The sequence below is a fragment of the Acidisphaera sp. S103 genome (assembly GCF_009765975.1).
Taxonomy (GTDB): Bacteria; Pseudomonadota; Alphaproteobacteria; order Acetobacterales; family Acetobacteraceae; genus Rhodopila.
In genome coordinates this window covers 310,750-332,646 of the sequence record NZ_LMUJ01000042.1, presented here as the reverse complement: position 1 = coordinate 332,646, position 21,897 = coordinate 310,750, and the positions used below count along the sequence as shown (strand labels likewise).

General features: G+C 64.6%; 18 protein-coding genes. 14 read left to right on the top strand and 4 right to left on the bottom strand.

What is annotated here, in order from left to right:
- The first annotated feature begins 326 nt into the window (after positions 1-326).
- The 4 genes from GSQ89_RS11865 to GSQ89_RS11850 all read left to right on the top strand — a co-directional run bounded on the left by GSQ89_RS11865 (position 327) and on the right by GSQ89_RS11850 (position 4,782).
- Entirely contained in the window at positions 327-1,118 is a 792-nt protein-coding gene (locus tag GSQ89_RS11865) for a squalene/phytoene synthase family protein (RefSeq protein ID WP_158925258.1), read from the top strand.
- 74 nt (positions 1,119-1,192) lie between these two features.
- On the top strand, positions 1,193-1,561 hold the full coding sequence (locus tag GSQ89_RS11860) for a nuclear transport factor 2 family protein (protein WP_158925256.1): 369 nt from the start codon (positions 1,193-1,195) through the stop codon (positions 1,559-1,561).
- Between the two features lie 397 nt (positions 1,562-1,958).
- A complete protein-coding gene (katG, locus tag GSQ89_RS11855) occupies positions 1,959-4,148 on the top strand; it encodes a catalase/peroxidase HPI (RefSeq protein WP_158925254.1) in 2,190 nt (729 codons plus the stop codon).
- Positions 4,149-4,263: 115 nt separating this feature from the next.
- Positions 4,264-4,782: a transcriptional repressor gene (locus tag GSQ89_RS11850; protein ID WP_158925252.1), complete on the top strand. Its 519-nt coding sequence runs from the start codon at positions 4,264-4,266 to the stop codon at positions 4,780-4,782.
- On the opposite strand, the gene GSQ89_RS11845 is transcribed toward GSQ89_RS11850, so the two are convergent.
- A complete protein-coding gene (locus GSQ89_RS11845) occupies positions 4,713-5,702 on the bottom strand; it encodes a hypothetical protein (RefSeq protein ID WP_158925250.1) in 990 nt (329 codons plus the stop codon). The genes GSQ89_RS11850 and GSQ89_RS11845 overlap by 70 nt on opposite strands.
- 445 nt (positions 5,703-6,147) lie before the next feature.
- Between GSQ89_RS11845 and GSQ89_RS11840 the strand changes: the two genes are divergently transcribed.
- Positions 6,148-7,449 carry a reverse transcriptase family protein gene (locus GSQ89_RS11840; protein ID WP_158925248.1) on the top strand — a complete coding sequence of 434 codons (1,302 nt, stop codon included), beginning with the start codon at positions 6,148-6,150 and terminating at the stop codon, positions 7,447-7,449.
- Between the two features lie 82 nt (positions 7,450-7,531).
- Positions 7,532-8,446: an alpha/beta fold hydrolase gene (locus tag GSQ89_RS11835; protein WP_158925246.1), complete on the top strand. Its 915-nt coding sequence runs from the start codon at positions 7,532-7,534 to the stop codon at positions 8,444-8,446.
- 99 nt (positions 8,447-8,545) lie between these two features.
- On the opposite strand, the gene GSQ89_RS11830 is transcribed toward GSQ89_RS11835, so the two are convergent.
- Positions 8,546-9,301, bottom strand: coding sequence for an MBL fold metallo-hydrolase (locus tag GSQ89_RS11830; RefSeq protein ID WP_158925244.1), 756 nt, complete (start codon positions 9,299-9,301; stop codon positions 8,546-8,548).
- A gap of 189 nt (positions 9,302-9,490) precedes the next feature.
- On the opposite strand from GSQ89_RS11830, the gene GSQ89_RS11825 reads away from it, so the two are divergent.
- From GSQ89_RS11825 to GSQ89_RS11805, 5 genes are all read left to right on the top strand, one after another.
- Positions 9,491-10,183 (top strand): hypothetical protein, encoded by a 693-nt coding sequence (locus tag GSQ89_RS11825; protein WP_158925242.1) that lies wholly within the window; start codon positions 9,491-9,493, stop codon positions 10,181-10,183.
- 200 nt (positions 10,184-10,383) lie between these two features.
- Positions 10,384-13,017, top strand: coding sequence for a leucine--tRNA ligase (leuS, locus tag GSQ89_RS11820; RefSeq protein WP_158925240.1), 2,634 nt, complete (start codon positions 10,384-10,386; stop codon positions 13,015-13,017).
- Complete coding sequence (gene lptE / locus GSQ89_RS11815; RefSeq protein ID WP_158925238.1) at positions 13,014-13,553, top strand: LPS assembly lipoprotein LptE; 540 nt, start codon at positions 13,014-13,016, stop codon at positions 13,551-13,553. Before leuS ends, lptE begins: the two co-directional genes overlap by 4 nt.
- Positions 13,553-14,578, top strand: a complete 1,026-nt coding sequence (gene holA, locus GSQ89_RS11810) for a DNA polymerase III subunit delta (protein WP_158925236.1) — start codon at positions 13,553-13,555, stop codon at positions 14,576-14,578. The genes lptE and holA overlap by 1 nt, the downstream gene beginning before the upstream one ends.
- A 140-nt stretch (positions 14,579-14,718) precedes the next feature.
- Positions 14,719-15,096, top strand: coding sequence for a hypothetical protein (locus tag GSQ89_RS11805; RefSeq protein ID WP_158925234.1), 378 nt, complete (start codon positions 14,719-14,721; stop codon positions 15,094-15,096).
- Positions 15,097-15,411: 315 nt separating this feature from the next.
- Here GSQ89_RS11805 and GSQ89_RS11800 read toward each other — a convergent pair whose 3' ends face one another.
- Positions 15,412-16,857 (bottom strand): L,D-transpeptidase family protein, encoded by a 1,446-nt coding sequence (locus tag GSQ89_RS11800; RefSeq protein WP_158925232.1) that lies wholly within the window; start codon positions 16,855-16,857, stop codon positions 15,412-15,414.
- A gap of 711 nt (positions 16,858-17,568) precedes the next feature.
- On the opposite strand from GSQ89_RS11800, the gene GSQ89_RS11795 reads away from it, so the two are divergent.
- From GSQ89_RS11795 to GSQ89_RS11785, 3 genes are all read left to right on the top strand, one after another.
- Positions 17,569-18,768 (top strand): multidrug effflux MFS transporter, encoded by a 1,200-nt coding sequence (locus GSQ89_RS11795; RefSeq protein ID WP_158925230.1) that lies wholly within the window; start codon positions 17,569-17,571, stop codon positions 18,766-18,768.
- A 276-nt stretch (positions 18,769-19,044) separates the two neighbouring features.
- Positions 19,045-19,461 carry a hypothetical protein gene (locus GSQ89_RS11790; protein WP_158925228.1) on the top strand — a complete coding sequence of 139 codons (417 nt, stop codon included), beginning with the start codon at positions 19,045-19,047 and terminating at the stop codon, positions 19,459-19,461.
- 547 nt (positions 19,462-20,008) lie between these two features.
- On the top strand, positions 20,009-21,079 hold the full coding sequence (locus tag GSQ89_RS11785; protein WP_158925226.1) for an acyltransferase: 1,071 nt from the start codon (positions 20,009-20,011) through the stop codon (positions 21,077-21,079).
- A 36-nt stretch (positions 21,080-21,115) separates the two neighbouring features.
- Here the strand turns inward: GSQ89_RS11785 and GSQ89_RS11780 are convergent, their stop codons facing one another.
- On the bottom strand, positions 21,116-21,817 hold the full coding sequence (locus GSQ89_RS11780) for an IS630 family transposase (RefSeq protein WP_158925224.1): 702 nt from the start codon (positions 21,815-21,817) through the stop codon (positions 21,116-21,118).
- Positions 21,818-21,897: the final 80 nt, after the last annotated feature.

Here is a 21,897-nt window from a genome sequence, read left to right as displayed (position 1 = left end):
GCCAATCTCATGCATCTGCGCGGCTTCTGCCAACTTCTCAAACCGCCGCAAAGCGTCAAGGGCGTGCCCGGACAGGGTGTCCTGATATGAGACAGTTTGATACCGTATCATATCAAGAAACGTGCCAGACAACCGTGGGCGTGTCCCGGCCATCCGCGCTTCGCCAGTCGGTGCGAAGATGGCCGGGACGCGCCCGGACATGACGAAGAAAGCGTGCCGGCCGGCCAAGCCATCGCTATCTCGACGTCTATGGGGCTGCCTCGGCGACCCAATCCCCTCCCCACCACACCCTTGCCACCGCGCCCGAACCACGCCACCACGCCGCCATGAACGAAGCGATCGCCGCCCTGGTGCGCCGCCACGACCCCGACCGGTTCCTGACCGCGCTGTTCGCCCCATCCCAGCGGCGAGACGCCCTGCTGACCCTCTACGCCTTCAACCACGAACTGGCACGAGCACGCGAAGTCGCCAGCGAACCGACACTCGCCCTGATCCGCCTGCAATGGTGGCGCGAAGTCGTAGAAGGCGAAGCCAAGCGCCACGAAATCGCCTCTCCCCTGTCCGAGGCCATCGCCACAGGCGCCCTGGACGCAACCCGCCTGCTGACCATTATCGAAGCCCGCGAAACCGAGGCCTACGCCGACTTCGAGACCCTCGCCGACTGGCGCGCCTGGCTGCTGGCCGGGGCAGGGGGCCTCGCCGCCGCCGCCGCCGCTGCGCTGGGTGCCGCCAACCCGGACATCTTCCGCCCGTTCGGTGCCGCCTACGGGATCGCCGGTCTGACCCGAACGACCGGGACGCTGGCGGCGCAAGGCACCTGCCTGCTGCCCCGAGACCTGCTGGCCACCCACGACCTGTCTCCCGAGGCCTTCATCGACAACCCCGGCTCCCCCGCCGCACGCGCCGTCCAGCAAGACATGATCCGCGAAGGCCAAAACCTGCTGGCCAACGCCGCCAAGACCCCCATCCCCCGCACCGCCCTCGCCGCCGCCCTTCCAGCCGTCCTCGCCCGGCGAGACCTGGCGCGCTGGCCGTCGATCGTAACCCCCAGGCGCCTGGGTGACCGCCTGGCGGTCACGGCCGCCGCTCTGTCGGGGCGAATTTTACCTCGCGCTTAATCGCTTCCATGCCGCGCGATCCGCATCCTTGCCCCACACCGGCAATCATGCCGGTGGCTCGCAAGGAAAACGCAATGACCGACGCCCAAACCCTAGCCCAACGTTACATCGCCACCTGGAACGAAACCGACCCTGCCGCTCGGCGTCGCCTGATCGACACCCTGTGGACCGAGGATGCCTGTTACGCCGACCCAATGATGAAAGCCGAGGGCCAGGCCGGAATCTCCGCCCTGATCGGCGGTGTCCACGGCAAGTTCCCCGGCTACCGCTTCGCTCTGACCGGCCAGCCGGACGGCCACGGCCCCTATGCCCGCTTCTCCTGGACTCTGGCCCCCGCCGACGGCCAGGTCATCGCCCGAGGCACCGACTTCGCGGCGGTCGCCCCGGACGGGCGCCTGGCGCAGGTCACCGGGTTCCTGGATCAGATGCCAGGGGCCGCGTAACCGGACAGATCCCTTCCTTCGGCACCCGATGGAAGGGATCGATTCCGATCCATAACGGCCCCTCGCGGGCTTACGCCCCGGTGCGCGCGCCAGGGACGAGCGCCCCCCCCAGGAACCGGTTCGCTGCCCCAAACACGGGGTCAGGAACCGCGACATCAAAAGTTAATTGCCCACGGGGACCAGGCCAAAATGACCGTGCCGCATCCCGTTATCGGCCTGCGTCCGCGGTCCCTGAAAGTCTGGTCGGAATCGTTGCGAAACAGGGCGGCTGGCCATCCTTGAGGCCCCCCTTGCAAAGAGACGCTCAATGGAACACTCCAATAAAATCGATTGGGCCGGCAGGTGCCGAAATGCTACCGTCGACTGCGTACATCGCTAACTGAGGCAATGAGGAAACATGTCAACAGAAAACAAGTGCCCGGTGTCGGGCGGGGCTAGCGGACATCAGACGGTTCTGGCCAGGGTGAACCGTGACTGGTGGCCGCATAAGCTGAATCTTCATGTTCTCCACCAGAATTCGCCTTTGTGCGATCCGATGGGCCAGGCATTCGACTACGCCAAGGAATTCAAGAGCCTCGACCTGAACGCCGTGGTCAAGGACCTGCATGCGTTGATGACGGACTCGCAGGATTGGTGGCCCGCCGACTATGGCCACTACGGCGCGTTTTTCATCCGCATGGCATGGCACAGCGCGGGCACCTACCGCATCGGCGATGGCCGCGGCGGTGCCGGCTCCGGCACGCAACGTTTCGCCCCCCTCAACAGTTGGCCGGACAACGTCAGCCTCGACAAGGCGCGCCGGCTACTCTGGCCGATCAAGCAGAAATACGGCCGGAAAATCTCCTGGGCCGACCTGATGGTTCTCACCGGCAACGTTGCCCTTGAGTCGATGGGCTTCAAGACCTTCGGTTTCGCCGGCGGACGCGAGGACATCTGGGAGCCGGAGGAAGACATCAACTGGGGTCCCGAACACAAGTGGCTCGGCGACGAGCGCTACAGCGGCGACCGTGAGCTGCAGGGTCCCCTCGGCGCCGTTCAGATGGGTCTGATCTACGTCAATCCGGAAGGTCCGAACGGCAAGCCCGATCCGCTCGCCTCGGCACGGGACATTCGCGAAACATTCGCGCGCATGGCGATGAATGATGAGGAAACCGTCGCGCTGATCGCCGGCGGCCACACATTCGGCAAAGCCCACGGCGCCGCCGACCCCGGCCAGTATGTCGGTCCCGAACCCGAGGGCGCGCCGATCGAGCAGCAAGGCCTCGGCTGGAAAAGCACGTTTGGCAGCGGCAGCGGCGTCCACACCATCAGCAGCGGGTTGGAAGGCGCCTGGACCGCCACCCCGACGCAGTGGGACAACAAGTTCTTCGACACCCTGTTTGGTTACGAGTGGGAACTGACGAAGAGCCCGGCCGGTGCGTTCCAGTGGACCCCCAAGGACGCCTCCGCGAAGGGTACCGTGCCCGACGCCCACGATCCGGCGAAGCGGCATGCCCCGATGATGCTGACGTCGGACCTCGCGCTGCGGTTGGACCCGATCTACGCGCCGATTTCAAAGCGCTTCCACGAAAACCCGCAGGCGTTTGCCGACGCCTTCGCCCGGGCCTGGTACAAGCTGACCCATCGCGACATGGGGCCGCGCGCTCGTTACCTCGGCGCATTGGTGCCGTCCGAGACGCTGCTGTGGCAGGATCCCATCCCCGAGGTGCGGCATGAACCGATCGGCGCGCAGGATATTGCGTCGCTGAAAGCAAAAATCCTCGCATCCGGCCTGTCCATTTCCCAACTGGTCTCCACCGCCTGGGCGTCGGCCTCGACCTTCCGTGGCTCCGACAAGCGCGGCGGAGCGAACGGCGCGCGCATTCGATTGGCACCGCAGAAGGATTGGGAGGTCAACCAGCCGGCGCAACTGGCAACTGTCCTCGGCAAGCTGGAGGAGGTCCAGAAGGCGTTCCAGGCCGGCGGCAAGCAGGTTTCGCTCGCCGATCTGATCGTCCTGGGCGGTTGCGCGGCCGTCGAGGCAGCGGCGAAGAAGGCCGGCCACGACGTGACGGTGCCGTTCACGCCCGGTCGGGCGGACGCGTCGCAGGACCAGACCGACGTGGAATCGTTCGCCGTGCTGGAACCCACCGCGGACGGCTTCCGCAACTATCTCCAAAGCGGACATCGCCGGTCGGCCGAGGAACTGCTGGTGGATCGGGCGAATTTGCTGACGCTGACCGCGCCTGAGATGACGGTCCTCGTCGGTGGCCTGCGCGTGCTGGGTGCCAATACCGGGGCGTCCGAACGCGGCGCGTTCACCAGCCAATCCGGCGCGTTGACCAACGACTTCTTCGTCAACCTGCTGGACATGGGCACGGAATGGCAGCCCGCCGCCGCGGCCGAGGGCGTGTTCGAAGGCCACGACCGAGCAACGAAAGCCCACAAATGGACCGGCACCCGTGTCGATCTGATTTTCGGTTCGGACTCGCAACTGCGGGCGGTGGCAGAAGTCTATGCCTCCAATGACGCGAAGGCGGCATTCGTGAAGGACTTCGTGGCTGCCTGGACCAAGGTGATGAACCTCGACCGTTACGACGTAGCCTAAACCCGGCGGAACCGATGTCCGGACGCGGCTGACCCACAGCCGCGCCCGGACACCGTGTCGGGTTCGATACCATGCCCGCCCGCGATCACCCGGAACACCGGGGAGGGAGGATTGCATGCCACAGGCTGTGGAGGCTGCCTGTCGGGAGGAACTGCGCCGCGCTGGCCTGTCAGGGCAGGGGGGCTTACTGCGCCTGCTGACCCTGCTGCGCACCGCACCCGAGACACATCTCGGCCTGGCCGAGGTTCTGCGCATGGCCGCCGAGGCCGGCTTCAACACGACGCACGCCGACCTCGCCCGCCAGCTGGAAACGCTCGCCGACCACGGGTTGCTGGTCCGGCTGTTCAGCACCGCCGCCGAACCCGTCTTCGATACGGTGACAGAACCGCATTCCCATCTGGTCTATGACGAAACCGCGCAGATCGTCGATCTTCACGTCTCCTCCGGCACGCTGCTGGAAATCCTGCGCCAGGCCCTGGCCGATCGGCCGGATGAGGTGGAGATTTTGGTTCGGTTTCGCCGAACGGCGGGCCGGTCCGGCCGAGGACCATTCCGGGCGGTCATTCAGTGCCTCCACACGGCGAAGGCGGCGCCGATGCCAGTGCCCGCCGGGGTGCGCCGAAGCGGTTCGTAGGCGGCGTAGCGAAGCGGCAAGTGTGAGACGGCCCCCACGGCGAGGACCCAATTGAGGATTTCCGATGAACCCTCCAGCAAGGCCGCTCGGGGGATCGAACCGAGGGCCCTGCCTTCATCCTGACCGAGATTGTCGATCACCATGCGGTCGAGCACTTCCTCGACGACGAAGTGGCTCAATCCGCCGGACGCCAGGATCGCCACTTTCAGGTCGTCCGGTGCGGCTTCGATCGCGATGCGAAGCGCCCGCCCGATTTCCAGGCATCGCGCCGAGGTCGGAACGTTGGGCGGGAAGTAGGTGTTGAGCATGACGGGAAGCGTGGGGATCGGCCGCCCGCCGAAGAGCCGTTTGATCGGGAAGCCAAAAGCATGCCCGAATCCTAGTTTCTCAGGTTCTGGTACGTCACTGGCGATCGCCACGTCGATCGATTGCTCGATGAGGCCCTCGACAATCCTGCGCGCGAAATCCGCCGCGCCCAGGAACCGGTGGACCTTATCCATCGCATAGCCCTCGGCCACCGGCTTGCGCCAATCGGGCAGCGAGCCGCCATAAGCATGGGTAACGATCTCATCCCCGCAGTAGACGGCGAACGCGGGCATGTTGCCGCGGCGATAGAATTCCGCGTGGTCGTCCCCGACGATCATCACGAGATCAGGCTTGGCCTGTGCGATTTCAGCGGCCAGATGGTCCAGATGGCCCTGGCAACGGGTCGCCAGGGTCGCGAACATGTCAGGGGTCGTAACGTCGGCGTAAGGCTCGCCGCGCAATGCAACGAGTTGTTGGTAGGACACGGAGCGGCCGTCCGAAAGCGTCAGGGCAGGGTTCGCGTAATCCGCCTTCGCCCGGTTGTGCCACTCCGAGGGATGCAACGTCAGAAGCGGTGAATGAGAGGTGCCGATCCCGAGTATTATTCGCGCCATAAGCTTTCTCCACCAGTTCGCAACACGGTGTCGCCTTGGACTCTACGTGCGGATCCACGATCAGCCCAGAGTCCAATCAGCGGTCTACCTACGTTTTCGGCGCGATAGAGTGATCCGATTACGCCAGGACAGGCTTCGACGCCATCGCGGATGTCTTCCCGGTATCGCAACGGGCTCGCCACACGCCGGAGACGCACTCGTAACCGAACACAGCATTCCGAATTTACAACCCCCCACCCACCCCCTACCATCCCCCCGGGCTGGCGGTGCTTCCAAGCAATCCCTGACACCGAATCAGGGATCTTCGGGGCAACCCCGGGGTTAGTCGCGTTTCCAAGGCAGAACGTTGCATGGACGTGGGTAGGCTTCCGCCTACGGTCGGCCATGCCGGACGGGTTGGGTTGGAAGAATCGTCACGCCCGTCCTGCTGCCGGATCGGACCTGTATGCCAACGAGACACTGGGCGGCCAACAACCTCGCCGCGCGCCTGCTGGCCGGACCGTGGACACAAGAGGCCATCGCGATCGTCATCGACGCCGTACTGGGACCCGTCGACCTACGGGCACGCGCCGATCTGATCACAGACGTGGCCGCACTGGCCGAGGCTACCTATCCCCCCACACCCCAAGCCCTGACCACCTATCTGGTCAGATCGAGATCGTTCAAACCCCACCCCGAACGCCCGATCCCCGCCGTCCTCGCCCCGCCGCGCTTCGCCCCAACGCCACCCTTCGCCGGCCTCCCCATTCCCGCACTGGCAACCCAGGGAGACCTGGCCGCGTGGCTAGGCCAATCCCCCGAACAACTCGACTGGCTGGCCGACGAACGCCGGCGCCACAGCCGTGTAACCCGCCCCCCACTTCGGCACTACCACTACACGTTCGCCAGCAAACGCACCGGCGCACCCCGCCTGATCGAAGCCCCCAAACCGCGCCTGAAAGCCATCCAGCGCCGCATCCTGCGCGAAATCCTCTCCCCCGTCCCAACGCACCCCCGAATCCACGGCTTCGTCGCCGGCCGCTCCTGCCTCACCGGCGCCCAGATCCACGCCGGCGAGGCCATCGTCGCCACCTTCGACCTGACACAGTTCTTCCCCTCGATCGGCCTGCCCCGCATCCACGGCCTGTTCCGCTCCCTCGGCTATCCATGGGCCGTCGCTCGGCGTTTGACCGGCCTCTGCACGACAACCACGCCCTCCGGCGTGTTCCCCGACCCCCAGCACCCCGACCACGCCCTGTACCGCGTGCCGCATCTGCCGCAGGGCGCACCGACCTCACCCGCGCTCGCCAACCTCCTGGCCTGGACGCTCGACCGCCGCCTGGACGGACTGGCCCGATCCGCCGAGGCCAACTACACCCGCTATGCCGACGACCTCGCCTTCTCCGGCGACGAAGCATTCGTAGCCCGTATCGATCGCTTCCGCCGGACGGTCGAAACGATCCTGGAAGAGGAAGGATTCGCCCTCAACACGGCAAAGACACGAATCATGCCACGCAGTACCCGCCAGCGCGTCACCGGCATCGTGGTCAACGAACATTGCAATATCGGACGCGCCGAGTTCGATACGCTGAAGGCAATCCTGCACAACTGCACCCGCACCGGCCCCGCCGCCCAGAACCGCGAGGCGATCCCCGACTTCCGAACCCATCTCGACGGCCGCATCGCCTGGGTCGAGCAGGTCAATTTCCCCCGCGGCCTGAAACTGCGCCGCCTGTTCGACCAGATCGACTGGACCCCGCCGCCGTAGCGACTCCGATCCCGCCGAACCGTCCCTTCCCACACCCAACCCGGAGCGGCACACTCCCCCGCCGCAACGGGAGGCAGCACCCATGATTCCGGCCGACGAGACCTTCGACAACACCTGGCCCTTCGCCCCGCATTTCACCGAAGCCGCCGGCTTCCGCCAGCACTACGCCGACGAAGGCAAAGGCCGTCCCATCATCCTGCTGCACGGCCAGCCCACCTGGGGCTACATCTACCGTAAATTCATCCCGCCCCTCGCGGTCACGCACCGGGTGATCGTCCCCGACCACATGGGTTTCGGCAAAAGCCAGACCCCGCCCGACCGCGCTTACACCCTCCGCACCCACGTCGAGAACCTCACTGCGCTGATCGACGCCCTCGACCTGCGCGACATCACCCTGGTAATGCAGGATTGGGGCGGCCCGATCGGCGTCGGCTACGCCGTCCGCCATCCCGAACGCATCCACAGCCTGGTGCTGATGAACACCGTCGTCGGCTATGGCACCGCCGGCCGCCGAGACCTGCCCAACCCGGTGGAAACCCCCTGGTTCCGCTGGATACGCGACGGTCTGCCCACCGGCCGCACCGAGGCCGTCCTCTCTCAGCTCGGTTCCACTATCCTGTCGGTCCTGCAGATCGTCGGCCTGCAACGCCTGGACCGCGTCGACCCCACCTTCATAAAAGCCTACGGAGCCCCATTCCCCACCCCAGCCGACTGCAAAGGCGCGATCGAATTCCCCCTGGACCTCGCTTTGGGCCGCATCCGAGATTTCGTGAAAGAAGGCGCCCCCGGCGTCGCATCCCTGCGCGACAAACCCGCCCTGATGATCGAGGGCATGCTGGACCGAGCCATCCCCCCGGCACTCGCCATCGCCGACTTCGCCGGCCTATGGCCAAACGCCCCCATTATCCGGGTGCCCGACGCCGGCCACTACATCCAGGAAGACGCCCCGGAAATCGTCATCCCCGCCCTGCAAACCTTCCTGGGGATGCTGCACTAACGGCACTGACATCTCCCCCCTCGTGTCATCACCGGCCCCTCGTGTCATCACCGGGCTTGGCCCGGTGACCCACGACTTTCCGTCCGAAATACAGCGCCCCTACAGCACCAGCTCGAACCGCGTCGTCTTCTCCAACGAGTCCTCGAACCACGACTCGATCGCCGCCTGCCGCTTGCCGACAAACACCGGCTGTCCGTCCTCCAGCAGCATCGGCAGATCGTGCCCCGGCACCAGCAGCGTGCCCGGACGCTGCCGCCACAAAACCCACATGCTCTCGATCGACGCCGCGGTGACCGACGGATCGTACGTCATATCCGCTGCCCGCGTCAGCAGCTCGATCCGGTTCTTCGCCGCATCGCCGGTGAACAGCACGTCGCGTTCGTTGCCGGACAGGTAGAAAATCAGGTGCCCCGGCGTATGCCCGGGCGCGTCATAGGCGACCATGCCCGGCAGCACCGTCCCGCCATGCCCGATCCGCTTCAACTGAGGCGACCCCGCCAGCTCCCGCACGTAAAGCTCCGGCACCGGCGTGCTGCCCCAGGGCTCTTTCACCGACCAGTCCAGCTCCTCCGACCCGATCCAGATCGTCGCCTTCGGAAACAGCACCCAGTTGATCGCATGATCATGATGCGAGTGCGTCAGCACCACATCCGTCACATCCGCCGGCGTCAGCCCATGCCGCGCCAACCCGTTGATCAGGTTGGAACGATGGCTGAACGTCCCGCAATCGACCAGCGCCACCCGGCCGTTGCCGCGCAGCAGCACGATCGTGCTCCACCCCAGCCCGCCATGGCACACCGATTTGCCCGGATAGCCCTGCACCAGGATATCCAACTGGTAGTCCTGAATCGCCATGCCCGTTCTCTCCACCGCGTTGTTTCCAGCCGATAGAACGGATGCACCAAGCCGGCAATATCCCCAGCCGCCTGACCTGTTCGGCTGGCAACCCGATGGCGCGCCACCATATTCCAAACAAGGAATGAAACTATAAGTGTAATTGTCTATGCAATACGGTACGCTGGAACGCCACCAGCCGGAATTCCCATGTCCGATCACGCTCCCGTAACCGCATTGCGTGTCGCCAACGAAGCGTTCCTTGTGTCCAGCACGATAGACCGTTTCCCGAAGACAACGATGATCCACGAGCTTCTGGTCAACGCCATAGAGGCCGCCGGCCACGCCGTGACCGACAAACGTGTAGACATAACAGCCGTCACGATCGATGGCATCCCGAAACCGTGCATCCGCAACCCCGGCCAGGGCATGTCGGCCGTCGAACCCGACCGGATCTGCGACCTGGCGCCCTCGTTGTACAAACAGAACAGCCTCGACACCAATTTCGGCATGGGCGCCAAGGTGGCCTCGCTGCCGTCGAACAAGCACGGGTTGTGCTACCGGTCCTGCAAGGACGGAACGGTCAGCCAGGTGATCCTCTGCCAGCGCGACGGTATCTACGGCCGCCTTCGTGTGCCTGTTGCCAATGGCCAGTCCGCCGAACTGATCGACGCCACCGAGGCCTGCCGCACCGAGGGCGGCTACGACCTGACCCACGACTGGACCGAGGTGGTGCTGTTCGGCAATGCCGCGTCGCAGAACACCGTGACCGACCCCTACGCCGGCAGTCCGCGCATGGAGCCGGATTGGCTGGTGCAAAACCTGCTGCTGCGGTTCTTCCGCATCCCACCTTGTGGCGGACGACTGGTCGTCGATCGTGGACCTGGCGTGCAAGCGCATTGAGGAGGAACTCGGCACCGACTGGCAGCCATCCGGCGAGCTGGCACACCTCGTGAACGCGGCCTGAACCGGCGGTCCGGGCTGGCCGCGGGCGAGGGGCGCGCGGCATCACCCCGTATGGCGGACAGGCTTCATCCCTATCCGTCAACGATACCATCCATGAAGACTTGCAAGTGACGCTGCCGCGCCCGATACATTCCCCCATGAGCGACACAAGCCTAACCCAACCCCGGCAGGAGCAAGTGGCCCCGGACGCCGGCCCGCGCTACGACTTCGCCGCCGCCGAACCCAAATGGCAGCAGGCCTGGGCGGATCGCGCCTGCTTCCGCGTTGCCGATGTCCCGACCGACGGCAAGCCGAAATACTACGTGCTGGAGATGTTTCCCTACCCGTCGGGGAAAATCCATATGGGCCACGTCCGCAATTATACGCTCGGCGACGTCGTCGCCCGCTACAAGCGCGCCCGCGGCCACTCGGTCATGCACCCGATGGGTTGGGACGCCTTCGGCCTGCCCGCCGAGAACGCCGCCCGCGAACGCGGCATCCACCCCGCCAAATGGACCTATGAAAACATCGCCAACATGCGCGCCGAACTGCAGCGCATGGGGTTGTCGCTGGAGTGGGAACGGGAATTCGCCACCTGCCAGCCGGAATACTACAGCCACCAGCAGAAGCTGTTCCTCGATTTCCTCAAGGCCGGCCTGGTCGAGCGCAAGGAGAGCTGGGTCAACTGGGACCCCGTCGACGGCACCGTGCTGGCCAATGAGCAGGTGATCGACGGCAAGGGCTGGCGCTCCGGCGCGCCGGTGGAGAAGAAGCAGCTCAACCAGTGGTTTTTCAGCATCACCAAGTATGCGCCGCAGTTGCTCGACGCGCTGGACGGCATGGACCGTTGGCCGGAGCGGGTGCGGCTGATGCAGGCGAACTGGATCGGCCGCAGCGAGGGCGCCCGTCTGTCGTTCAGCCTGGACGAATCCGCGGACACGGTGGAGGTCTACACCACCCGGCCGGACACGCTGTTCGGCATGTCGTTCCTCGCGGTCGCGCCGGAGCATCCTTTGGCCGCCGCTTCGGCCACCCGTGATCCGAAGGCCGCGGCGTTCGTGGCGGAATGCCGCAGCCGGGGCACCTCCGAAGTCTCGATCGAGACCGGGGAGAAGCTGGGCTACGACACCGGCCTGCGGGTCAGGCATCCCTTCATCGAGGGCGCCACCTATCCGGTCTGGATCGCCAACTTCGTGCTGATGGAATACGGCACCGGCGCGATCTTCGGCTGCCCGGCGCACGATCAGCGCGACCTGGATTTCGCCCGCAAATACGGGCTGGACGTCACCCCTGTCGTGCTGCCGCCGGCCGCCGATCCGGCCAGCTTCGCCGTCGGCAAGGAGGCCTATGTCGGTCCCGGGACGGCGTTCAACTCGGGGTTCCTGGACGGGCTGGATGTCGATGCCGCCAAGCGCGGTGCGATCGAGGCGCTGGAAAAGCAGGGCGTGGGCAAGGGGGTCACGAACTGGCGGCTGCGCGACTGGGGGATGTCGCGGCAGCGCTATTGGGGCTGTCCGATCCCGGTCATCCATTGCGGAACCTGCGGTATCGTGCCGGTGCCGGACGACCAGTTGCCGGTTCGCCTGCCGGATGACGTCACGTTCGACCGGCCCGGCAACCCGCTGGACCATCATCCGACCTGGAAGCATGTCGATTGCCCGCAATGCGGCAAGCCGGCTCGGCGGGAAACCGATACCTGCGACACCTTTGTCGACAGTTCCTGGTACTTCGCCCGTTTCTGCAGTCCCGCCGCCGCCGAACCGGTGACCAAGGCGGCAGTCGATCACTGGATGCCGGTCGACCAGTATATCGGCGGCATCGAACATGCGATCCTGCACCTGCTCTACGCGCGCTTCTTCACCCGGGGCATGCAGGACACCGGCCATGTCTCGGTGAATGAGCCGTTCACCGGGTTGTTCACCCAGGGCATGGTGAACCACGAATCCTACCGCTCCGCCGACAACCGCTGGCTATACCCGGAGGAGATCGAGAAGCGACCCGACGGCACCGCGGTCCTGCGCGAAACCGGCGAACCGGTCACCGTCGGCCGCGTCGAGGCGATGAGCAAGTCCAAGCGCAACACCATCGATCCGGGTGCCATCATCGCCCGCTACGGCGCCGATACCGCCCGCTGGTTCATCCTGTCCGACAACCCACCCGAACGCGACATGGAGTGGACCGAATCCGGTGCCGCCGGCGCGTTCCGCTTCACCCAGCGCATCTTCCGCCTCGCCGAGGCGCTGGACGGACTGCGCGCCGAGATAATGCCGGATGCGTTCGGTCCTGCCGGCCGCACGCTGCGCCGGACGACGCATCGCTGCATCGCGGCGGTGACCGACGCACTGGAAACCTTCGCGTTCAACGTCGCCGTCGCTCGTCTGTACGAACTGGCCAACGCCGTCACCGACGCGGAACGGGCCGCCCCTGAAGCCGGCCTGGCTTGGGCGCGCCGGGAAGCCATGGAGACGCTGGCACGTCTTAGCAGCCCGATGATGCCACATCTGGCCGAGGAGATTTACGCCCGCCTGTTTCCCGGCAACGGTCATCTGGTGGCGGAACTGAGCTGGCCGGAGGCCGATCCGGCGCTGTTGGTGGCCGAAAGCGTCACCATCGCCGTGCAGGTGATGGGCAAGCTGCGCGGCACGATCGAGGTCGCGCCGAACGCGGCCGCCGACATCGTGCTGGCGGCGGCGGAAGCCGATCCGAACGTGGCCAAGGCGCTGGAGGGCAAGCGGATCGTCAAGCGAGTGCATGTCCCCAACCGCATCGTCAACTTCGTGGTCGCCGGATGACCGCCGGGATCGGCCGCCGCTGGGTCTGCCTGGGTTCGCTGACGGCCTTGGCCGGTTGCGGGTTTCAGCCGGTCTACATGCCCACGGCCTCCGACAACGCCGGCCCGGCGGCGCGGGGGTTGTCCAGCGTCTATGTCGAACTGATTCCGGACCGGCCAGGGCAGCTTCTCCGCCAGGCGCTGCAGGAGCGGTTCGGCGACGATTCCGGCACGCCGTCCAGCTATGACCTGCACGTCACGTTCGGGATTTCCGGCGAAGGCATCGCGATCGAGACGAACGACATCGCCACCCGGGTGCGCCTGACTGGTTCCGCGACCTGGACGCTGACTGGTCATGACGAAAAGCACACGAAACTGATGACCGGCAGTGCCCGGGCGCTGGACGCTGTGAATGTCTTCGACTCGCAGTATTTTGCCGCCGACCTGGAGACCGAGGCGGAGGCGAAGCGCATCGCCGACAATATCGCCACGCAGATCGCGACCCAGCTTGCCGTCTGGTTCCGCCAACAGGCGGCGAAAGAGGCCAAAGCGGGCTGATGAAGCTTCTCCCGGCTCGCATCCAGGCGTTCCTGCGCGATCCGGGCGACTGCCGGGTGGTGCTGTTGTTCGGCGAGGACGCCGGCATGATCCGCGATCGGGCGGAGACGCTGGTACGCTCGGTTGCCGGTTCGTTGGACGATCCGTTCCTGGTGACGGACCTGGCGCGTGAGGACATCCGCCAGTTGGCCGGCGAGGCGGCGGGGCTGTCGCTGATCGGCGGAAGGCGGGTGATCCGGGTACGGGACGTGACCGACGCGGCGACCGAACCGGTACTGGCGGTGCTGAAAAGCCGAGCACCGGCGCTGGTGGTGCTGGAGGGGCCGGCATTGGCGTCTCGGACGAAGCTGCGGACGGCGTTGGAGGCCGCGCCCGAGGGGGCCGCGATCGCCTGCTACCCCGAGGAAGGGCGTGCGCTGGAAGAAACGATCCGGGAAACCCTGCGTGCCAACGGTGCCGGTGTCGAGCCGGATGCGTTGTCGTGGTTGTCGCAGCAACTCGGGGCGGACCGGGCGTCCACGCGGTCGGAGTTGGAGAAGCTGGCGCTGTTTGCCGGGCCGGGGAACCGGGTCGATCTGGATGCGGCGATGACCTGCGTGGGCGATCTGGCGGGTCTGTCGCTGGACGACGCGCTGTTTGCCGCGACTACCGGCGACGTCGCGACCGCCGATCGGGCGTTGGAGGCCGCGGTCGCGGAAGGGGCGGGACCGGTCCAGGTCCTGCGCGCCGCGCTGGGGCATTTGCAGAAGCTGCACCGCGCTCGGCTGGCGATGGATGAGCAGGGACTGACGGCCTCCGATGCGGTGAAGGGTATTCGGCCGCCGGTGTTCTACCAGAAGGTCGGTGCATTTACCCGCTCGCTGGGGTTGTGGCCGGCGGCGACGTTGAGCGCGGCGCTGGTGGCGCTGGCGGAGGCCGAACGGGGCTGCAAGCGGACGGGCTGGCCGGACCAGGCGCTGTGCCGGAACGCGGTTTTGACGCTGGCACGCCGATCGGCGGCGGCGTCCCGGTCGGCGCGACGGTAGTGGTTGGTTGAGAATGACTGTATTATTTTTGGACAATTTTACGTAAAAAGATACTTTATTTTACCTTTCCAGTGTGTCAGAAGGCGGAGGTTCTCGTTGCTGTGGAGTCAATGCGGCGCGCGGCACATCTGGAGATTGCAATGTCCATCAAGCGGCTCGGCCATCTTCCCAGCCTTGGTTCGACGTTTTCGGTACCGGTCCGGCCGCTTGGCAATGCCGATCTGATGCTGGTGCAGAACGCGATGGAGGACATCGCGCCCGAATGGTCGGTGGAATTGCACGGCATCTGCGTGGACGAAGCCACGCTGGTTCTGCTGCCGGAAGGCGGCGACGACGCGATGGGCCCCAGCTTCATGATCAGCCGGGAAACCTATGGTTTTCGCCTCGACCAGGTGCATTGGGATGTGCTGACGGAGTTTGGCGTGTTCGCGTCACTGGACGACGTCGTGACCGCGCTGGGCGCGCGGCTGGCGTTTTTCCCCGGCATGGCGATACCGGCGTCGATGACGGTTCACTAAATCCGCCCGCTGGGCCGCGCATCGCTGACCCAGGCGCCCGCGTCATGGCCGTGTTCGCACCGCTGCCCGATTCCGTCATGGCAGGCGCAGGCCTGCCATCCATGCCTTTTCCGAGACCTGCACAGCGACGCGTCGATGGCGGGCCTACGCCCACCATGCCATACGGTGCCGACGGCGCCCGCCAAATGATCCGGTTTATTCGCTGCGAGCCCTTAGAGCATGATCGCGCTGGGCGGAACGTCCAGAGCGCGTGAATCATGCGATCAAACAAAGCGCTAGAGCGTTTTCTCCCTGCACAGTCAGGGTGAGAACGCTCTAGATGGGGCCGGGTGACAGCGGGCGTTTATCCGCCATTGCCGCGGGACCTCGCCCTTCAGGGCGTCTCTGCAACTGCCGCCAGATCTCGGCGTCACGATTGTAGAAATCCGCGCAAAATCGCAACGTCCCGTCGGTGTCGACAAACGCGGTCTGGTAGACCACGAAGACCGGCACGGGCGTGGGCAGGTCGTTTCGGGTCGTGCCGCCCATCGCGATCCCCTGATCGATCGCGTCGATCGGCTGGCGCATCAGCAGGGCGGCAAATTCGCGCGGGTTCTGCACCCGGATGCATCCATGGCTGATGCGGCGGTCATCGCGGTTGAAGATATATTGATCCGGGGTGTCGTGCAGATAGACGTCGAACCGGTTCGGCATATCGAACATGATCAGTCCAAGCCCTGCGTCGGGCCCCGGCAGTTGCTCTACCTCGCCATTTGCCAGCAGGATCATCTTGTTCCGCGTCAAATAACTGGGGTCATGACTGACCCTCGGCAGGATCTCCCGCGCGGCGATATCGCTGGGAACGACCCAGGGGGGGTTGTAGAAACTCGCGTCGATTACGGCGCGGAACTCTGGGCTCTGATTCCGCTCGATATCCTCGCCGACAACCACCCGCGTCGAGAAAACCGGCCGATCGGCGCGATAAAGCACCAGCCGCTCGTCGGCAACATTGACCCAGGCGCGGTCCGCCGGCAGCGGCCGCGGCAGCCAGCGCTGGCGTTCAAGGTTAACCGCAATCGTGCGCAAGCGGTTCGTCGCGCCCTTGCCGCCCGCCGGGGCGCCCGAGCGATACTTGTGCAAGGCCTCGCGCAGTGCCCGGTAGGTTGGCGTCGTCGGCGCCAGCGCCTCGATGACCGCCGCCGGATTGGGGCTGTCGATAGCGGCATCGAGCGCGGCAGCCACATTGATCGGCTTGGGTGCCAGGGTCTCGTCATCTCTTCGGCGTTCGACCGGCACGGCGCCGCGGGCCAGCGCATCGGCATACGAAAGGAAGGCGTCCGACAACAACAATTCGCGATCAAGCGGCTGCAATGCCGCTTCGTGCCGCAGCAGGTCAGTGTGGAACAGGGCAGGGTCGAGACCTTGGTCGCCGGCATGCAGCACGCCATTCAGCAGTGAATTCGCCTGATCTTGCCGGGTCGTCCATACCGGCTCGAAGTCATGTCGCGCGTAGAAGCGCCGTAGCAACGCGACATTCAGGTGTTGACCGGCGATCGCCAGATTCGGCGCGCCGCCGATCAGATTTCCGATGTCGGTATCAGCATGCGGCGCATCCACTGACGCCGCATCCGGCTCCGGATCGGCAGCGCATCCGGCAAGCGCGCATGCCGCGGCGAGAGCGATCGTGCCGCCGGTTAGTGTGGCCCGCCGGGACACATGACCCCGAACGGACGTCAATGGCTTTTGACGGCCAAAGTCGATTTTGTGCCATGGCGCACGCACTATGCCACTCCTCGACCTCTGCCGGCCTACGCAACTGGTGGTTTGACTCTCTGCAAAGAGTTGCCCTTAAATTCAACCTTGTCCACGAGCAAATCAATGAGGGAGGCACGGATGTTCGCCGTTTCCGAGACAGTGGCACGCCACTGGTTGTTTCGCAGTGCGGTCGCGGCCGCCGTCGTCGTTCCCGTGGCACTCCTAGCGGCGTGCTCTCAGCCGCAGCCCGCACCCGCGCCGGCGCCGGTCGAAGCAGCCCCGCCGCCCGCGGCCCCGCCGCCGGCTCCGGTTCCGCCGGCACGGGGATAGTCGGCAGGGGCGGTAACCCGTCCATGTGATTGTTGAATCACCGATCCAATAGCTGGCCGCTATTGGGTCGGTGTCCCACGTCCTAAAGCGAGAAGCCGTGCCGGTGCGCATGGGCGGAGATCTTTGGGCCGCGGGATAGGCCTCGATTGCGGGATCGAGGATCCGTACGCCGGCTTCAGCCGAGGGCACACCGGTTGGAAGCGGATACTCAAACCGTCCCGCCACCCATGATCGCCCGGTATCCGATAGCAGGGAAGCCTGGGTCGCGACACGACCACGATTCGCCACGTGAATCGGATAAGTCCGGCCAAGGTCGCGCTCTTGACGCATCTGGCGACCCCTCGTCCCAACCCGAGTTGCCCCCCGCCCATCCCCCGGGCAAGCTGGCCTCGGACATCGGGACAGACCATGCGCTTTCTGACCAACCCGCCGCTTCGCGGTCGCGCGCGGGCACCTTTTCTTCTGCTGGTCGCGATGACCGCCTGCGGCACGCTGGGGATGCATGTCATCATACCCGCACTGCCAGCCACGGCGCGTGCGCTGGGCATGTCGATCGGCACCGCGCAGTTGACCATCACGCTGTATCTGATCGGGCTGGCGATCGGGCAGTTGCTGTATGGCCCGGTCTCCGACCGGTTCGGGCGCCGGCCGGTGCTGCTGGTGGGGTTGTCGCTGTTCACCGCCGCCAGCATCGTGACGGCCGTGGCACCGAACGCCGCGGTGCTGATCGGGGCGCGCATCCTGCAATCGCTCGGCGGGTGCGCCGGGTTGGTGCTCGGGCGGGCGGCGGTGCGCGACGGGGCGACGGCGGACAGGGCGGCGGGGCAACTCGCGCTGCTGACGCTGGTGATGGCGATGGTTCCCGCCATCGCGCCGGCAATCGGCGGGTTTCTGACAGCGTATATCGACTGGCGGGCGAGTTACGTGCTGCTCGCGGTATTCGGTGGCGTGACATTGGTCGCCTGCGGCCTGCTGATGCCGGAGACGGCTTCGCCGCAGGGGGCGTCGCGGCGGTCGATGGCTTATGCACGGTTGCTGCGTTCGCCGCGCTTCCTCGGCTACGCGGTTGGCGGTGCGTGCTCGACCACGTCGTTCTATGGGTTCATGTCAGCCTCGCCGTTCATTTTCGAGGGCCTGCTGCATCAGCCGACCCAGCGGGTGGGGTTGTATTACCTGCTGCTGATGGGGGGCGTGGCGGCCGGTAGTTTCGGTGCCAATCGGCTGGCCGGGCGGTTGCCGGTGCAGACGGCGCTGCGGATCGCCAACGGGGTGGGGATCGCCGGCGCGGCACTTTTCGCGCTGGCGGATATGGGTGGGATCCTGTCGGTGGCGACAGTGGTGGCTCCGGTTTGCCTGTTCATGGTGGGGGCGGGGATGGCGAGCCCGTTCGCGCTGGCGGGGTCGGTCAGCGTCAATCCTCAGGCGATCGGGGCTGCTTCGGGGATGTACGGGTTCATCCAGATGGGCTACGGGATGCTGTGCACCGTGGTGGCGGAGACCTGGCATCCGGGTGCGGTTTATCCGGTGGTGACCGTGTTGCTGGGATCGGCGCTGTTGGGGCAGGCGGCGATGTCGATGGCGGTTCGGGCCGAGCGGCGGCGGTCCTAGCGCTGGGAGGGGGCGGAGCTTACGGTCAGGGGTTTGGAATGTATTTTTAGCGTTATGATTTTGTTTGCGGGTTGGGCCGATGGTTTGGCGTTATTCTGGGTTGCGGCGCCATTTGCGCGTTTCGCCTTTGTGGACCACGAACGATCGTTGGGTGCCGTCATCAGGAAAGTCATCAAGCGCACACCGAGTTGCACTGAGTTTGCACGGAGTTACACTGAGAAGAGACTGACTCGGTGCTGCCCGATGTTTTGATTTGTTGCCGGGTGGGCGCGCGGAATGTCGGCCATCGACGGCGGTTCTGTCATCCTCACAGGTGGAAGCGGAGAGACAAGCCCCCTGGGCAGCGACGATGATGACGCCGCTTTAGTCAGTCATGCCGCAATCAGCGCCGGACTAGGCTTACCTACATCTGTGCAATCCTTCGCTGAAACCACAACACCCGCACCGGCAGGAACGTCCACGTTTTTGGTAAGCGTTCTCGCCAACAACAACGTGACTCATCACGCATTTGGCGTGCTGGGGCTTTCCGATGTGATGACCCACGGCCGATCGACTCCGGAGCCAACGACATTCAGGGGAACGTTCTCCCAAATGGGGTCAGACGTGCACCATTCTATGGTAATCGACACGCCCCACTCTGCGGTGTTCGCCGCGCATTCGCAGGTAGGATTTGGCATGAATGGCCATTCGTGAGATTGCCGTGTCGATTTATGGACTGTGCTCACCTCCTCCAATCCGGGCAAAGCTAATTTTAACACTGACGGAGCGGGGGCAGGGCGAGGTGACGCGTGAGGAGGCTGCCGAAATCCTCGGCTCGACGCTCTACAGCGTCAAAAGCGTGCTAAGCCTTTGCCGGCGAAGGGTGGCTTGAGCACCTGGGGGACGACCAGCTTCCGGCCGTCCCCCAGGCGCTTGGAGCCGAGTTCACCGGGGATACGACGTGCTGGCCCTGGCATTCGCACACATCACCGAGCCAGGCCGATGGCGTGCTGGCGCGATGGGAACCGGAGCAAATCAACGAACAACGCTATCAGAGCCACTTCGGTAGAAATGGTGCGTCGCGGTGCGCCATTCCGCATATGCATTTTTATGCAAAAAAGTAAGCTGTGGACGTCGGTTAAAAGGACGTCGGCGCGCAACTTCAACCGATTCGACTCTAACCCTTATGGTCGCCTTGCATCCAGACCTCAAGACCATTATGCCCATGTCTGTTCGGCATTGGGTAGCAAAGGCTGCTTTCATGCTTCAATTGCAAACAAAAGCACATCGTTTTGCGGTGTTGGATGGCCTTCGTGGTGTCGCAGCATTGGTCGTGTTGATGTTGCATCTAGTACAACAACATGACCTGACAGCCCTTCCGTTTGCCGGTTTAGCCGTCGATTTCTTCTACCTGCTCAGTGGGTTCGTCGTTTCTTTCGCCTACGAGCGACGGCTACAGACCGGAGCAATGGATCTGGCGTCCTTCGCTCGGATACGGATTGCACGCTTATATCCCTTGATCCTGTTAGGCACGACGATGGGTATCGCCCTCGCGTTCCTGGATGCAACATTCAAACTCGACGTCACCTATCGGCAGATCGCACTCAGCGGAACCTTGGCGCTCTTGCTTTTGCCCTCCTACGTGTTTCCGCAATGGGAAACAGCTTACCCATTCAACATGGCAAGTTGGTCTCTCACGTTCGAGCTGTTCGTAAACGCCGTGTACGCTGCGATCGTGCCACATCTGACATCGCGGCGGCTAGTGATATTGACCGCCTGCAGCGCCGTCGTGCTGGCGTGGGTGGCATTCATGAACTATGGTATTTACGGCGGCAATAACCAGGGAAATTTCGCCTACGGATTCGGTCGAGTGATGTTTCCATTTTTTGCGGGAGTTTTACTCTACAGATTCAGATTATCCCAACATTTTGCCTCCTGGATTGGCCTCAGCCTGATCTTGGGTTTTGCAGCGCTCTTGTTAGTGCCGTTGCAAATGTCAGGCCTTTTCGGCCTCCTCTATGTCATTCTGCTTTTTCCGGCGATCATTGCGATCGGAGCGGCGGTTGAGCCAGGACCAAGGCTCGTCCGGGGTTGCCGCTTCGCTGGTGAACTTTCATATCCCCTCTACATCTTGCAGGGGCCGGTGCTTCGGATCGGAGAAGAACTGCTGAAGCATTGGCATTTCGGCCAGATCGGCTGTTGGCTGTTTGGCATCACCGAGGCAGGCATTGTTGCCGAGATCGCCTACTTAGCCCTCAAATTTTATGATAAACCACTACAGGATTATTTTAAGGTCAGAGGCCGATCTGCCCCTGCGTTGCAGGATTTCTGATTTACGTGGTGACATCTGCGCTAGAGCGGAGTCCGATCAGTCTGGATCATAGCCGGCTGATGCGAACATGTTGACGCACTCTGCGGGTGTGATGAGGTCGATGATACGTCCGACGGCGGACCCAAGCGCCTCGACCGTGCGTGCGGCCTCCTTGCGTAGAAGGGCCTTGAGCTTGGCAAAGGCCTTCTCGGTTGGGGTGAAGTCGGGACTGTAGGGCGGGAGGTATCGCAACGTCGCGCCAGCAGCCTCGATCAGGGCCCGCACGCGTGGGCCTTTGTGGCTGGACAGATTGTCCATGATCACGATGTCACCTCGACGAAGGTTGGGGACAAGAACGCGCTGCACCCAGGTTTCAAAGATCGTTCGGTTGACCGGGCGGTCGATGACAAACGGGGCGACGATGCCGCTGTTGCGAAGGCCGGCGATGAAGGTGGTCGTCTTCCAGTGTCCGTGCGGCACGCTCATCCGTAGTCGCTCGCCACGCCGGCAGCGACCGTAGCGTCGTGCCTCGAACATTCGCAGGATCAGGCTCGCATGCGCTTCGATCGCAGCACTGCGCCGATCACCGCCCAACGGCCCAGGCCGCAGGTGACCCGACTGCCGCTCCAGCGCCCGCCAGTGGCTGATACTGGCAGCGCTGACCTGGAAGCGCGCCGCCGCGGCGCGATGGCTTAATCTCTCGTCCCGCACAGCAGCAACAACGCGTTGCCGTAAATCAAGCGAAAGTGCTTTCGACATCGCTGCCGGCTTCCGCTCCGGCAGGAAGCTTGAATCCGATTACAGCCGATTCGGGAATCCCCCCCGATTCGATCAGCTCG

Bases quoted from the DNA above. Each gene is read 5' to 3' on its own strand.
- GSQ89_RS11865 (WP_158925258.1), top strand. From the start codon at position 327: ATGAACGAAGCGATCGCCGCCCTGGTGCGCCGCCACGACCCCGACCGG.
- GSQ89_RS11860 (WP_158925256.1), top strand. From the start codon at position 1,193: ATGACCGACGCCCAAACCCTAGCCCAACGTTACATCGCCACCTGGAAC.
- katG (WP_158925254.1), top strand. From the start codon at position 1,959: ATGTCAACAGAAAACAAGTGCCCGGTGTCGGGCGGGGCTAGCGGACAT.
- GSQ89_RS11850 (WP_158925252.1), top strand. From the start codon at position 4,264: ATGCCACAGGCTGTGGAGGCTGCCTGTCGGGAGGAACTGCGCCGCGCT.
- GSQ89_RS11845 (WP_158925250.1), bottom strand. From the start codon at position 5,702: ATGGCGCGAATAATACTCGGGATCGGCACCTCTCATTCACCGCTTCTG.
- GSQ89_RS11840 (WP_158925248.1), top strand. From the start codon at position 6,148: ATGCCAACGAGACACTGGGCGGCCAACAACCTCGCCGCGCGCCTGCTG.
- GSQ89_RS11835 (WP_158925246.1), top strand. From the start codon at position 7,532: ATGATTCCGGCCGACGAGACCTTCGACAACACCTGGCCCTTCGCCCCG.
- GSQ89_RS11830 (WP_158925244.1), bottom strand. From the start codon at position 9,301: ATGGCGATTCAGGACTACCAGTTGGATATCCTGGTGCAGGGCTATCCG.
- GSQ89_RS11825 (WP_158925242.1), top strand. From the start codon at position 9,491: ATGTCCGATCACGCTCCCGTAACCGCATTGCGTGTCGCCAACGAAGCG.
- leuS (WP_158925240.1), top strand. From the start codon at position 10,384: ATGAGCGACACAAGCCTAACCCAACCCCGGCAGGAGCAAGTGGCCCCG.
- lptE (WP_158925238.1), top strand. From the start codon at position 13,014: ATGACCGCCGGGATCGGCCGCCGCTGGGTCTGCCTGGGTTCGCTGACG.
- holA (WP_158925236.1), top strand. From the start codon at position 13,553: ATGAAGCTTCTCCCGGCTCGCATCCAGGCGTTCCTGCGCGATCCGGGC.
- GSQ89_RS11805 (WP_158925234.1), top strand. From the start codon at position 14,719: ATGTCCATCAAGCGGCTCGGCCATCTTCCCAGCCTTGGTTCGACGTTT.
- GSQ89_RS11795 (WP_158925230.1), top strand. From the start codon at position 17,569: ATGCGCTTTCTGACCAACCCGCCGCTTCGCGGTCGCGCGCGGGCACCT.
- GSQ89_RS11790 (WP_158925228.1), top strand. From the start codon at position 19,045: ATGTCGGCCATCGACGGCGGTTCTGTCATCCTCACAGGTGGAAGCGGA.
- GSQ89_RS11785 (WP_158925226.1), top strand. From the start codon at position 20,009: ATGCTTCAATTGCAAACAAAAGCACATCGTTTTGCGGTGTTGGATGGC.
- GSQ89_RS11780 (WP_158925224.1), bottom strand. From the start codon at position 21,817: ATGTCGAAAGCACTTTCGCTTGATTTACGGCAACGCGTTGTTGCTGCT.